The organism is Glycomyces halotolerans (assembly GCF_054779575.1).
In genome coordinates this window covers 1-12,744 of record NZ_BAAGXZ010000017.1, presented here as the reverse complement: position 1 = coordinate 12,744, position 12,744 = coordinate 1, and the positions used below count along the sequence as shown (strand labels likewise).

At 72.4% G+C, this 12,744-nt stretch carries 11 protein-coding genes; 4 read left to right on the top strand and 7 right to left on the bottom strand.

Annotated features, from left to right (window positions below):
* Positions 1 to 8 precede the first annotated feature (8 nt).
* Positions 9 to 401, top strand: coding sequence for an ankyrin repeat domain-containing protein (locus tag ACYVL2_RS14290; protein ID WP_460544434.1), 393 nt, complete (start codon positions 9 to 11; stop codon positions 399 to 401).
* Here the strand turns inward: ACYVL2_RS14290 and ACYVL2_RS14285 are convergent.
* A complete protein-coding gene (locus ACYVL2_RS14285) occupies positions 375 to 1,301 on the bottom strand; it encodes a LysR family transcriptional regulator (RefSeq protein ID WP_460544432.1) in 927 nt (308 codons plus the stop codon). The genes ACYVL2_RS14290 and ACYVL2_RS14285 overlap by 27 nt on opposite strands.
* Before the next feature lie 145 nt (positions 1,302 to 1,446).
* Here ACYVL2_RS14285 and ACYVL2_RS14280 point away from each other — a divergent pair, with 145 nt between their 5' ends.
* From ACYVL2_RS14280 to ACYVL2_RS14270, 3 genes are read left to right on the top strand one after another with little or no spacing between them, the layout of a single operon-like run.
* A complete protein-coding gene (locus tag ACYVL2_RS14280) occupies positions 1,447 to 2,115 on the top strand; it encodes a succinate dehydrogenase cytochrome b subunit (protein WP_460544607.1) in 669 nt (222 codons plus the stop codon).
* Positions 2,116 to 2,117: 2 nt separating this feature from the next.
* A complete protein-coding gene (locus tag ACYVL2_RS14275; protein ID WP_460544430.1) occupies positions 2,118 to 4,058 on the top strand; it encodes a fumarate reductase/succinate dehydrogenase flavoprotein subunit in 1,941 nt (646 codons plus the stop codon).
* Complete coding sequence (locus ACYVL2_RS14270) at positions 4,055 to 4,801, top strand: succinate dehydrogenase/fumarate reductase iron-sulfur subunit (RefSeq protein ID WP_460544428.1); 747 nt, start codon at positions 4,055 to 4,057, stop codon at positions 4,799 to 4,801. The genes ACYVL2_RS14275 and ACYVL2_RS14270 overlap by 4 nt, the downstream gene beginning before the upstream one ends.
* A 33-nt stretch (positions 4,802 to 4,834) precedes the next feature.
* Here the strand turns inward: ACYVL2_RS14270 and ACYVL2_RS14265 are convergent, their stop codons facing one another.
* The 6 genes from ACYVL2_RS14265 to ACYVL2_RS14240 form a co-directional block, all read right to left on the bottom strand.
* The gene (locus tag ACYVL2_RS14265; protein WP_460544426.1) at positions 4,835 to 6,016 is read right to left on the bottom strand and encodes a hypothetical protein; all 1,182 of its coding nucleotides are present in this window, start codon (positions 6,014 to 6,016) and stop codon (positions 4,835 to 4,837) included.
* 233 nt (positions 6,017 to 6,249) lie between these two features.
* Entirely contained in the window at positions 6,250 to 7,392 is a 1,143-nt protein-coding gene (locus ACYVL2_RS14260) for a type III PLP-dependent enzyme domain-containing protein (protein ID WP_460544423.1), read from the bottom strand.
* Positions 7,389 to 8,921: an IucA/IucC family siderophore biosynthesis protein gene (locus tag ACYVL2_RS14255; protein ID WP_460544421.1), complete on the bottom strand. Its 1,533-nt coding sequence runs from the start codon at positions 8,919 to 8,921 to the stop codon at positions 7,389 to 7,391. Before ACYVL2_RS14255 ends, ACYVL2_RS14260 begins: the two co-directional genes overlap by 4 nt.
* Entirely contained in the window at positions 8,918 to 10,276 is a 1,359-nt protein-coding gene (locus ACYVL2_RS14250) for an IucA/IucC family siderophore biosynthesis protein (protein ID WP_460544419.1), read from the bottom strand. The genes ACYVL2_RS14255 and ACYVL2_RS14250 overlap by 4 nt, the downstream gene beginning before the upstream one ends.
* A gap of 47 nt (positions 10,277 to 10,323) precedes the next feature.
* On the bottom strand, positions 10,324 to 11,601 hold the full coding sequence (locus ACYVL2_RS14245) for a J domain-containing protein (protein ID WP_460544417.1): 1,278 nt from the start codon (positions 11,599 to 11,601) through the stop codon (positions 10,324 to 10,326).
* 127 nt (positions 11,602 to 11,728) lie between these two features.
* A partial coding sequence (locus tag ACYVL2_RS14240) for a molybdopterin-dependent oxidoreductase (RefSeq protein WP_460544415.1) occupies positions 11,729 to 12,744 on the bottom strand: 1,016 nt, incomplete at its 5' end.

Sequence of the window (12,744 nt, the reverse complement as noted above, 5' to 3'; positions counted from 1 at the left end):
TGTTGGGCGTGAGCGAGGATGAGGATTTCGGTGACATCGCCGAGGCGGTGTTCGATCTGGCGCGGGCCGGTGAGACTGAGCGGTTGGCGCGGTTCGTGGACGCCGGGGTGCCGGTGGATCTGGTCAACGGGACCGGTGATTCGCTGTTGATGCTGGCGGCCTATCACGGTCATGCCGGTACGGTGCGGGCCTTGATCGACCGGGGCGCTGATGTGGATCGGCGCAATGACCGGGACCAGTCGCCGTTGGCCGGGGCGGTGTTCAAGGATTTCGGGGCGGTCGTCGGCGTGCTGTTGGAGGCGGGGGCCGATCCGGATGCGGGGACGCCTTCGGCGCGGCAGATCGCGGCGATGTTCGACCGGGACCTGTTCGATTTAGACCGTCTGCATGCCTTCGGGTAGGCGGCCCCAGGCGTGCAGGTCGGTCAGGTGCGCTTCGAGGCAGTCGGCGAAGGCGCCGGCGGCTTTGGTCAGGGGCGCTTCGGCGCGGGCGGCCAGGGTGATGGTGCGGCTGGCGCCGGGCGGGGCGATGGGGGTGGCGCGCAGGCCCGGGGAGGCCTCGGCGATCATCGCCGGCAGCAGTGCGATGCCGAGGCCGGCCTCGACGAGGCTGGCGACGGCGTCGGTCGCGCCGCCGTCGACGGCGACGATCGGGGTGAATCCGGCCGCCTCGCAGGTGGTGACGGTGATGTTGCGCAGGTCGTAGCCGTGGGCGGGCAGTACGAACGGCTGCTCGCGCAGCTGCGGCAGGTCGATGTGGGCCTGGCCGGTCAGCGGCGGGTGGGAGGCGGCCGAGGCGACGACGAGCGCTTCGCGCAGCAGCGGCCGGATGGACAGTCCGGCGTCCGATCCGGTCAGGCCGATGGTGAAGGCCAGGTCGAGGTCTCCGGCGGCCAGGCGTTCGGTCAGGGGTCCCGAGCCGTCTTCGGTGAGGGTGACGGTGACGCCGGGGTGGGCTTCGGCGTAGCGGTGCAGGAGCGGGGCGATCAGCCATGAGCACAGGCTCGGGGTCGCGCCCAGTCGCAATCGCCCGGCGCGGACGGCCAGGACGTCGTCGATGTCGGATCGGGCCGCCTCGTGGGCGGCGGTGATGCGGCGGGCGTGGCCGATGAGGGCGTGGCCGATGTCGGTCAGTTCGATGCGTCCGCGCTCGCGGGTGAACACCGATGCGCCCAGTTCGTTCTCGAGCGCCTTGATCTGCTTGCTCAATGACGGTTGTGTCACACCGAGGTTTTCGGCCGCCTGCGTGAAATGACGGGTTTGCGCGACGGCGAGGAAGGCTCTGAGTTGCTGGGCGCGCATCCTCATAACCTATAGGCATGGAACCGACGCTCACCATGAATTGGACTCGTGACGTGCGTCGCGTCTAGCGTAGGCATCTGTGTCAACGGATCTGAAAACGCGCCCGACAGCGCCCGCGCGGCCGCGAGGCGCCCGAGCGGGCCGACTGCGCTCCACGATCGGCCTGAAAGTCACCATGGCCGTCTCCGGCATCCTCCTGGTCGGCTTCATCATCGCCCACATGGCCGGCAACCTCCACGTCTTCGAAGGCCGCGAAGAGATGAACGCCTACGCCGAAGGGCTGCGCTCCTTCGGCCACCCGCTGCTGCCCCACGAAAGCCTGCTGTGGGTCATGCGCATCGGCCTCATCGCCGCGGCCGCCGCGCACATCGCCGCGGCCGTGGCCCTGACCCGCCGCGCCGTGGAGGCCCGCCCGGTCCGCTACGCCCACCGCCGGCCCTCCCGCGGCGAATCCCGCCACGCCGCCGCCACCATGCGGTGGGGCGCGGTCGTGATCGTCCTGTTCGTCATCTGGCACCTGCTGGACTTGACCTTCCGCACCGTCAACCCCGTCAAAGACGTCCCCGACGCCTACGGCGCGGTCGTGGCCACCTTCGCGCCCGACCGCTGGCCGGTCACCGTCTTCTACCTCCTGGCGCTGGTCGCACTCGGCCTGCACCTGCGGCACGGCATCTGGTCGGCCGTGCAGACCATCGCCGGACCCGACCACCGATGGCGCCGGCGCACCCAGGCGGCCGCGCTGGCGGTCGCCATCATCGTCACCGCCGGATTCGCGAGCGTTCCGGTGGCCGTGACCTTCGGGCTGGTGAGCTGAGCATGAACGACAACGAGTACTACACCGACGGCGACCCGATCGCCGACACCAAGGCCCCGGGCGGGCCCATCAACGAACGGTGGGAGCGGCGCCGCTTCACCGGGCGGCTGGTCAACCCCTCCAACCGGCGCAAACTCCGCGTCATCGTCGTCGGCACCGGCCTGGCCGGCGCCTCGGCGGCGGCCACCCTCGGCGAACTGGGCTACCGGGTGGCGAACTACTGCTTCCAGGACTCGCCGAGGCGGGCCCACTCCATCGCCGCCCAGGGCGGGATCAACGCCGCCAAGAACTACCGCAACGACGGCGACAGCGTCCACCGGCTGTTCTACGACACCATCAAGGGCGGCGACTTCCGCGCCCGCGAGTCCAACGTCCACCGCCTGGCCGAGATCTCCACCGAGATCATCGACCAGTGCGTGGCCCAAGGCGTGCCGTTCGCGCGCGAATACGGCGGGCTGCTCGACAACCGGTCCTTCGGCGGCGCGCAGGTCTCGCGGACCTTCTACGCCCGCGGCCAGACCGGGCAGCAGCTGCTGCTGGGCGCCTACCAGGCCCTGGAGCGGCAGGTCGCGGCCGGGACGGTCGAACTGCACACCCGCCACGAGATGCTCGAACTCATCGTCGCAGGCGGGCGCGCCCGCGGCATCGTCGTGCGCGACCTGGTCACCGGCGAGACGAGCACTGAGATCGCCGACGCGGTCGTGCTGGCCACCGGCGGCTACGGCAACGTGTTCTTCCTGTCGACCAACGCCAAAGGCTGCAACGTCACCGCCTCCTGGCGGGCCCACCGGCAAGGGGCCTACTTCGCCAACCCCTGCTACACGCAGATCCACCCCACCTGCATCCCGCAGTCCGGCGACCACCAGTCGAAGCTGACGCTCATGAGCGAGTCGCTGCGCAACGACGGACGGGTGTGGGTGCCGGTCCGGCGCGGCGACGACCGCGAGCCCGGCGACATCCCCGAGGCCGAACGCGACTACTACCTCGAGCGGCGCTACCCGGCGTTCGGGAACCTCGTGCCGCGCGACATCGCCTCCCGGGCGGCCAAGGCCGTCTGCGACGAAGGCCGCGGCGTCGGCCCCGGCGGGCTGGGGGTCTATCTCGACTTCGCCGACGCCATCGCCCGGCTCGGCAGGGACGCCGTCGAAGCCAAATACGGCAACCTGTTCGACATGTACGAGCGGATCACCGGCGAGAACCCGTACGAGCGGCCCATGCGGATCTACCCGGCGGTGCACTACACCATGGGCGGGCTGTGGGTCGACTACGACCTGCAGTCGAACATCCCCGGCCTGTTCGTGGCCGGCGAGGCGAACTTCTCCGACCACGGCGCCAACCGGCTCGGCGCCTCGGCGCTCATGCAGGGCCTGTCGGACGGGTACTTCGTGCTGCCCAACACCATCTCCGACTACCTCGCCGACGGCCCGTTCGACGAGATCGACGAGACCCACGAGGCCGTCCGGGCCGCCAAGGGCGCGGTGACCGAACGCATCGAGTTCTTCTTGCGCAACGACGGCGACCGCTCGGTCGACTCCTTCCACCGCGAACTGGGCAAGATCATGTGGGAGTACTGCGGCATGGAGCGCACCGACGAGGGCCTGCGCAAGGCCATCGGCCTCATCCGCGACCTCAAGGACGAGTTCTACCGTCGCGTCAAAGTCCCCGGAACCGGCGCCGAACTCAACCAGCAGCTCGAGAAGGCCGGCAGAGTGGCCGACTTCTTCGAGCTGGGCGAACTGATGTGCATCGACGCGCTCCACCGCACCGAGTCGTGCGGCGGGCACTTCCGCGCCGAATCCCAGACCGAGGACGGCGAGGCGGCCCGCGACGACGAGCGCTTCTCCTACGTCGCCGCCTGGGAGGCCGGCGAGGGCGGGCCCGTGCTGCACAAAGAGGCACTCGAATTCGAATACGTCAAGCCCACCCAACGGAGCTACAAGTGAAACTCACTTTGCGAATCTGGCGTCAGGCAGGCGCCGAGGCCGAAGGCGCCATGGTCTCCTACGTGCTCGACGACGTCTCCGAGGACGCCTCGTTCCTGGAGATGCTCGACGTGCTCAACGAGCGCCTCATCGCCGAGGGCGAGGACCCGGTCGCGTTCGACCACGACTGCCGCGAAGGGATCTGCGGGGCCTGCTCACTGGTCATCGACGGGCAGCCGCACGGCCCGCAGGCGGCCACCACCACCTGTCAGCTGCACCTGCGCCAGTACCGCGACGGCGACGTGATCGACATCGAACCGTGGCGGGCCGGAGCCTTCCCGGTGGTCAAAGACCTCGTGGTCGACCGGTCGGCGTTCGACCGGATCATCGCCGCCGGCGGCTACATCTCCGCGCCGACCGGCACCGCGCCCGACGCCCACGCCACCCCGGTGCCCAAACAGGACGCCGACGCGGCCTTCGCCGCGGCCGCCTGCATCGGCTGCGGGGCGTGCGTCGCGGCCTGCCCCAACGGCTCGGGCATGCTGTTCATGGGCGCCAAGGTCACCCACCTGGCCCGGATGCCGCAAGGCCAGCCCGAGCGGCACACCCGCGTGCTCGGCATGGTCGCCGCCCACGACGAGGCCGGCTTCGGCGGCTGCACCAACACCGGCGAATGCGCCGCGGCCTGCCCCAAGGAGATCGGCCTCGACGTCATCGGGCAGCTCAACCGCGACTTCCGCAAAGCCGCCGTCCGCGCCGCCTAGCCACCACCGGCCCCCGGCCTGGCCGGGGGCCGGTCAGACCCGCCGGTAGCGCGCGATGAACTTCGTCGCCGAGGCCGCCAACGGCCCGTGCCCGTCGGCGGCATGACGCGACCGCAGCCGCTCCAAAAGCTCGGCCAGCACCTGCGCCAGGTCCGCGCCCAGCGGCTCGGTGCGGGCGGCCGTGTCGGTCAGGCACAGCAGCATGCCCAGCCACACCGGCCCGTGATCGCGGAAATTCAGCCGCAGATTCCGCTCCCCCTGCCGATCGGCCGCGGTCAACAGGTAATGGATCTCCGTGGCCATCCGCCACGCCACCGGCGCGTGCGAGACCCGCAGCGCCTCCACCGCCCCGTGCACCGCGTGCAACGCCACCGGCGCCAGCCCCGGATCACAGCGAGCCGAAATCGCCGGCGGCGCATCGTGCGCCCCGGCGTCGGGGCACAAGCGGTCCACCAGGCCCGGATCGGCGAACACCCCCAGCCGCCGCGACGCGGTCAGCGCCGAACGCAGCGTCAACGGCCGCTCCGAGGACGGCGGCGTCGGATCGACCCCCGGGAAATGCGCGGCCAGCAGCCGCGCGGCACCAGCGGCGTGCGCCGAACGGCCCGCGGCCGAATGCAACTCCACCGCCAGCGCCAACGTCCGCCGCAGGTGCCCCATGCGTTCGGCGTCGTTCTCCAGGTCCGGGATCGCCAGCAGCATCCGCGCGGCCTGGTCGGCCGCGCCGACGGCCAGGTCGGGGTCGGCGGCGCGGTGCAGGATGCGGGCGTTGCGCGCCAGGGCGACGGCCAGTTCGGCGAAGCCGGGGCCGGTCGGGTCGATCGCGTCGCGCCGGTCGTAGGCGCGGATGGCGTTGTCGGCGCCGGTGGCGGCCGTCAGGAGGCGGCCGGCGCGGAGGTTGGCCTCGGCCAGGTCGAGTTCGACGGCGCTGATCTGGGATCGGGGGGCGCCGGCCTCGATCAGTTGGGCGCGTCGTTCGGTCAGGGCCGCGACGGCGCGGGCGGCGTCGTCGAGGGCCAGATGGGCGTCGGCGATGGCGGCGAGGAGGTCGGCGAATTCGGTTCGGGCGGTGTGGTCGTCGGGGCGGGTGGCCAGGTGGTCGCGGTATTCGTCGGCGGCGCGGCCGTATACGGTCAGCGCAGTCCGAAAGTGGCCTGCGGAGGCCTGCCGCGCCGCGTCCCGGTGCAGTTTCCGAGCGTGACGCTTGTTGGGCATGACTGCTCCTCGTAGGAGGGGGATCACAGAGGCTCTTAGATTGTCATGTGACGCCTGGTGCCGGTCACTCGACCTTCGGTGAAGTCCGGGCCGGTGGCCGACGTCGGGCCGGGTGGAGCGCCCGTTCGGCGATCGGCCGGGCGGCGGACGCCTCATGGTAGACCCGGGCGATGGTGATATTCGCTGCAGCCCTTAAGGAATGGGAGCGGTACAAGCAGTGGGCGGGTGGTCGGTCAGGGCCCGTCGACGGTGATCTGGAGGGGCCGGGGGTGGTTGAGGAAACGGTCGTGGGAGATCTCCCAACCGTAGGCCCCGGCGTTGGCGAACAGGAGCCGGTCCCCGACGGCGACCGAACTGATCCTCTGGCCGGCGTTGAGGACGTCTCTGGGGGTGCACAGTTCGCCGCAGACGCGCAGGTCGACCTCGTCGAAGCGGTCTCTGGGGCGCTCGTGCGGCCACTGGTCGACCGAGACGACGGTGAACGGGTGGGAGTAGCCCCAGGCCGCGGGGAGCCGGAAGTGGTGGGTGCCGCCGCGCACCAGCGCGAAGGCCTGGTCGGCGATGGTCTTGAGGGCGACGATCTCGGCGAGGTACCAGCCGGCGGGCGCGGCGAGGTACCGGCCGGGTTCGAAGACCAGTTCGACGCTGGCGGTGTCGATGCGGTCGATGCGGTCGGCGAGGCGGTCGAGGTCGATGACCTCGCCGCGGGGGTCGGCGCCGAGGCCGCCGCCGACGTTGACGTAGCGCAGCTCCATGCCGGTCGAAGCGGCGGTGCGGCGGGCCCAGGCCAGGGAGTCGGCGACGTGGTCGGCGTAGGCGTCGGCGTCCAGGCAGTTGGAGACGGCGTGGAGGTGGAAGCCGACCAGGTCGATGCCGAGGCCGCGGGCGGTGTCGACGGCATCGCTCACGTGGCCGGGGTCGATGCCGAAGGGGGTGGCCTCGCCGGTCATGCGGTGGGTGCCGGGCAGGGCCGGTCCGCGGTTGACGCGCAGGGCCGCCGAGCCGGCGAATCCGGCCTCGGCCAGGCCGTGGAGTTCGCCGATCGATTCGACGTGGACGCACACGGGCGCTTCGGATTCGGCCGCGAGCGCGAATTCGCGGCCGGTCTTGGCCGGGCCGGACAGGGCGATGCGGCGCGCTCCGGCGTCCAGGGCCTGGGTCATCTCGCCGGCCGAGGCGCATTCGATCCCGTCGGCGCCTTCGACGGCCGCGGACAGGAGCGCGGGGTTGGGGCCGGCTTTCATCGCGTAGAGGATGCGGTGTCCGGCCAGGGCCTCTCGGAGGGCGGTGAGGCGTTCGCGGAAGGCCGCGGGGGTGTAGATCCACGCGCACGCCGGGGAGGGCAGGGTGCGGGCCAGTTCGACCACGTTGTTCATCGGCGGCTCCTCGCCAGCGGGTTGTCCACGGTGGCCTCGGCTTCGGCGCCGGGTTTGAGGCGCATGGTCAGCAGGGCCTTGGTCGGCACTTGTTCGGCCAGGTAGGCGTCGCGGTCGGCTGCGGGCAGGTCGAGGCCTGCGATCAGGTCGGCCAGGTCGGACCAGAACCGGGCCGGTCGGATGCGGCAGTCGCGTTCGAGCACGTCCACGATAGCGGCCAGCTGGTTCTGGAAGAGGGTGTACCCGACCTTGGCGGTGACCTGGTCGCGGCTCTGCGCGGTCACGGGGCTGCCTTCGGGGATGTCGATGGTGAACGGCAGGTCGGGCCGGTGGAGTCTGACGCCGCCGAGGTCGCGGGTGATCAGGCGGGCCGGGGCCGGGCCGTTGAAGGCGATGAGGGTGTTCTGCAGGTGCGCTTCGAGGCCGATGCCGTAGTGGGAGGCCAGGTGGAGGACGGGGGGGACGACCAGGGCGGTGTAGGCGCGCAGCCAGGCGTCGGGGTCGCCGTGGCGGTGGGCGTATTCGGCGGCCAGGCTCACTCCTGAGACCGGGGAGGTGGCGGTCAGGGCCGAGGCGGGGACGACGACGGCGCCGGGCGGGGCGACTTCGGCCAGGGAGGCGCGGGCGATCGCGGTGAGGTCGCGGGAGCCGGGCAGGTGGGCGCCGGATTCGTCGGCGGCGATGGCGTGGGCGTGGCCCGGTTCGATGAGGGAGGCGATGCGGCCGGTCAGGGCGGGGGCGAGTTGGGCGGTGGCCGGGGAGATGTCGCGGCGGGTGGAGGTGATGTGGATGCCGAGGGCGAGTTTGAGGTAGCCGGGGGCCGTGTGGCCGCTGACGGTGCGGATCGCGGCGGTCGGCCACGCCGGGAGGCGCTGGTCGAGCAGGATGAGGCGGGAGTCGGCGAACAGTTCGCGGTGGGTGGGGAGGATGCGGTGTTTGAGCTGCCAGGGGTGGACCGGGACGACCGGGTCGGGCAGGTCGAGGCCGGCGAGCATGGGGTGGTCGCGGAAGTCGGCGCCGGAGCGGGTCAGTATCCCGGTGGGGTCGGCCAGCAGCCGCACTCCGAACGGTCGGGGCGTCTCGAGGTCGTAGCGTTCGAAGTCGGCTCGGCTCCAGCCGAGTCTGGTGCGGGCGCAGGGGTGGAGCAGGTGCCCGTCGGTGGCGAGGGTCTCCAGGAGCCGGGCGGTCTGGTCGGCGCCGCGGTTGCACCGTTCGAGCAGTTCGACCAGGGTGCCGGTGCCGGCGCGGGCGGCCAGGCCGGCGAGGTGGGCGGCGCGGGTGCGGGCGCGGGCGGCGGCGATGGCGCCGCCGACTTCGGCGCTGGCGTATTCGGCGGCCAGGTGGGAGGGGACCGGGGTGCCGAGGATCGTCTCGAGCAGTTCCAGCGGCGGCAGGTCGGGGGCGCGGGTGACGGTGAGCTGGTTGAAGGCGCCTTCGTGGGCGGTGTAGTCGAGGCCGGTGGGCCGGTCGCGGAAGGCGGCGAGGTTTTCGCGCCAGGCGGCGGCGAGGGTCTTGGCGGTGAGGTTCACGTGGCCGCCAGGGGGTTGTCGACGCTCGTCCACAGGTCGCGGGTGGGCTGGTCGGCCAGGCGCATGGCGCAGGTGGCTTTGAGCGGCCATGGCTGTTCGAGGAGGGCGTGTGCCAGCGCTCCGGTGCCGGCGGCCGCGCGTGCGGTGTCGGCGACGGTCTTCCACCAGCGGAGCGGGTCGGTGTGGGTCCAGGCGGCGATGGCGTCGACGAGGCTGGTCATGGTGGTGGGGTAGAGGGCGGCGAGGAGTTTGCGGACGCGTTCGTCTTCGTCGTCGGTCTGCAGGTCGCCTTGGAGTGGGGGGAAGCCGGCGGTGGGGACGCGGACGCCGCCCAGGTCGCGGTAGAGCAGTGCGGTGGGCCGGTCGCCGTCGAAGGCGATCAGGAGGTTCTGGCCGTGGGCTTCGAGGGCCGCGCCGGTGGCCTGGAACAGTCGCAGCGGGGCGGCGGTGAGCGCGGTCAGGGCCGTCCACCATTGGTCGAGCCGGTCGCCGGCGATGGCCGCGGCGATGGGGCGGCCGGTGGCCGGGCATGGTTCGGCCAGGGCGGCGAGGGGGACGGCGCGGTGGTGGCCGAGGGTGTGGGGGGCGGGGCGGATGATGGCGGCCAGGTCGGGTCGGGCGTTGCCGTGGTGGTCGTGGGGGATGGCGGACTGTTCGGGCAGGAGGGTGATGCCGGCGGCTCGGGCCGGGCCGGTCAGGGCTCGGGTGAGGGCCGGGCCGTTGGCGCAGGCGGCGGCTGAGACGTGGCGGATCGCGGAGGTCAGTTGGAGGTCGATGGCGCATTTGATGTGGCTCGGGCCGGTCGAGAGGGTGCGCAGGCTCATCAGGGGTGCGGCGTCGGTCCAGGCTGCGGCCGGTTCGGTCAGGTGGTGTCGGGCCGCTTGCCAGGGGTGGAGGGGGATCAGGGGCGCCTGTGGGGTGCGAGCGGGCCAGTCGGCGCTGGTGCGGGCGGTCGGGAAGGGGTGGAGGGGCAGGTCGAGTCGGGGGCGGTGTTCGGGGGCGAAGGCGCGGATCTCCTCGTCGGTCATGGTGCCGCGGCTGCGGGCGAGGGGGTGGGTCGGGTGGCCGATGACCGGTGCCTGTTCGAACCAGACCGACGGGTCGGGGTGGGCCCGGGCCGCTGCGGCCCACAGGTCGCTCGGGTGCGGTCTGGCGGCCTGGAGGGCCAGGGCGGTGCCGTGGACGGCGGCGGCGATCTCTGATTGGAAGCGGGCCTGGTGGGGCGATCCGGCGCTGAGGGATTCGGCGAGGGCGGCGGCGGTGTGACCGGTGGGGGTGCCGGGGAGCGGTTCGCGGGCGGCGGCCAGGCGCAGTCGGGCGGCGACGAGCGCGTCGGCGCGGCGGTGGGTGTCCATCGCCTTGCACTGTACTCACTTTGGTGCGGTGTGGCCCGCCGGTTGGGTCAGGTCCTGACGGCCGGGGCGCGGTCGTTGCCGCGTTGGGTCGGGACGTTGGCCAATCGGGTGCGGAGGGCGAGCAGGACCTTGAGGTCGTAGTGGTCGCCGCCGGCGGCGAGCCAGGGGCCGATGTCGGCGGCGGCGGTGTCGACCGCGGCGTGGTCGGTGCCGTCGTCGCGGTGTCCGTCGGCGGTGTCGGGGAGGGTGGGCCAGAGCGTCCAGCCTCGGATGTGGGCGCCGGGGATCGCGGCGGTGAGGGTGCGGACGGCTTCGGGCAGGTCGGATGAGTCGATGTCGTCGCTGTCGCGGCCGACCGGGGCGCACAGCAGCGCGATGCGGTCGCCGCAGACGATGGCGTGGGGGATGCGGGCGCGCTCGTGGGCGGGGAGGGCGACGAACAGGCGTGAGGCCGGGAGGTTGGTGAGGATTTCGCGCAGGAGCCGGCCGGTGCGGCGGTCGGCTTTGGGTCGGGTGCCGGCCGGGCCGAAGGCGTTGTATTCGCGCAGGGCGGCGCCGACCGAGCGGCGCAGTCCGGCGGCCCAGCGGACGCGGCGGGCGGGCCAGACCAGGGCGGCGCCGGTGATGGTGAAGGCGGCCAGTTGCCAGCCGATCGGTGAGGTCGGGCCCGCGGCCCAGACGGCGGTCGCGGCGGCGAGCGCGGCGGCGGTCAGGCGGGCTTTGGGCGGGGTCGGGCGGTCCGGGGAGGCGGGTCTGCGGCGCCCGCGCAGGGCCGCTCCGATGGTGAGCAGGGCCCATGCCAGCGCCAGTGGGATCGACAGGGCCCGGATGGGCAGGGGTGTGGCGGTGGAGGCGAGTGCGGTGAGGACGAAGGCGATGCCGGAGGCGGCCCATGCGGCCGAGAGGGCGGCGCACACACCCAGTTCTGTCCACAGTGATGGTTTGGTGGTGGGGCGGCGTTTATGCAGTCGCGCATACCAGGGGACGGCCACGAGTGCGCCGGGCGCCTTGTGCGCGGCCGGGTTCGACGGCGGCGGGGTGGTGGGTTTGACTTTCCAGCCTTTGACTTTGCGGTGCGCCGGGCGTGCGGCGGCGCGGCCGTAGCGTTTGGCGGCGCGGCGGCCGAATCGCAGCAGGTCGTATTCGCGGCGGCTGTCGGGATCGGCGAGGGTCTCCCAGGCGGTCTGGACTTGGTGGAAGGCCGTTTCGTCGCCGCCGTGGTCGGGGTGGGTCTGGCGGAGTCGGCGGCGGTAGGCGGCCTGGATTTCGGTTCGTGGGGCCTGCGGGCTCACCCCGAGGACGCGGTAGTGGTCTGGTTCGTTCACCACACTGCTCCCGGTCGGTCGTTTGGGGATCGATCGGCGCGGCCTGGGGCTGACCATGCCGAGTCGGCGGTAATGGAGCCAATCTACCGCCGGTAGGGCCTTTTTGGTGTCGCTCGGTCGGAGAAATTCACTCGACTTCTATGGTGACACTGTGGAGGCCGGTGGCGCCGGAGGGTTTGACGGCGGTGATCTTCTCGGTCTGTTCGGCTCCGGTGCCGTCGGTGGCGCGGACGGTGAGGGTGTGGGTGCCGGTCGGGGCGTCCCATTGGGTGCGCCATTGCCGCCAGGTGTCGCCGCTGGGGGCGGTGGCCAGTTCGCATTCGGTCCACGGTCCGTCGTCGACGCGGAGGTGGACGGCGCTGATGCCGCGGTGCTGGGCCCAGGCGACGCCGGCGACGGTGACGGTGCCGGCCGGCGCGGTGTGCGCGGGCGTGTCGATGCGGGAGGCGGTCTTGATCGGGCCGGGGCCGGCCCAGCCGCGCTGGATCCAGTAGGGATCGTAGCGGTCGAAGCGGGTCAGTTCGAGTTCGGTGAGCCATTTGGTGGCCGAGACGTACCCGTAGAGGCCGGGGATGATCAGTCGGGCGGGCCAGCCGTGGTCGATCGGGAGCGGCTGCCCGTTCATGCCGATCGCGATCATGGCGTCGCGGCCGTCGAAGACCAGGCCGGTGGGGGAGCCGGCGGTCCAGCCGTCGATCGAGCGGGAGACGAGCTGGTCGGCTTCGGGGCGGGGTCCGGCTTCGGCGAGCAGCTCGGCGAGGCTGACTCCGAGCCAGCGGGCGTTGCCGATCAGGTCGCCGCCGATGGGGTTGGACACGCAGCACAGGGTGATGTCGCGTTCGATCAGTTCGCGGCCGAGCAGGTCGTCGAGGCTGTAGGTGCGGGGGGCGTCGACCATGCCCAGGACGCGCAGTCGCCAGGTGTCGGCCTCGACGGCGGGGGCGGTGATGGCGGTGTCGATGCGGTAGAAGTCGTCGTTGGGGGTCTGCCACGGTGCCAGGCCGGGGACGTCGAAGTCGGCGCCGGGCCCGGGAGCGGGGGCGGGCAGGTCGGCCTCGGGCAGGTCGAGGGCGGCGCGGTCGGCTTCGACCGCGGCGGGCCCGAAGCGGCGCGCCAGGGCGGTGCCGGCCAGCGCGGCGGCGC

Coding starts and splice junctions, on each gene's coding strand:
- ACYVL2_RS14285 (WP_460544432.1), bottom strand. CDS start 1,301: ATGCGCGCCCAGCAACTCAGAGCCTTCCTCGCCGTCGCGCAAACCCGT.
- ACYVL2_RS14275 (WP_460544430.1), top strand. CDS start 2,118: ATGAACGACAACGAGTACTACACCGACGGCGACCCGATCGCCGACACC.
- ACYVL2_RS14265 (WP_460544426.1), bottom strand. CDS start 6,016: ATGCCCAACAAGCGTCACGCTCGGAAACTGCACCGGGACGCGGCGCGG.
- ACYVL2_RS14260 (WP_460544423.1), bottom strand. CDS start 7,392: ATGAACAACGTGGTCGAACTGGCCCGCACCCTGCCCTCCCCGGCGTGC.
- ACYVL2_RS14250 (WP_460544419.1), bottom strand. CDS start 10,276: ATGGACACCCACCGCCGCGCCGACGCGCTCGTCGCCGCCCGACTGCGC.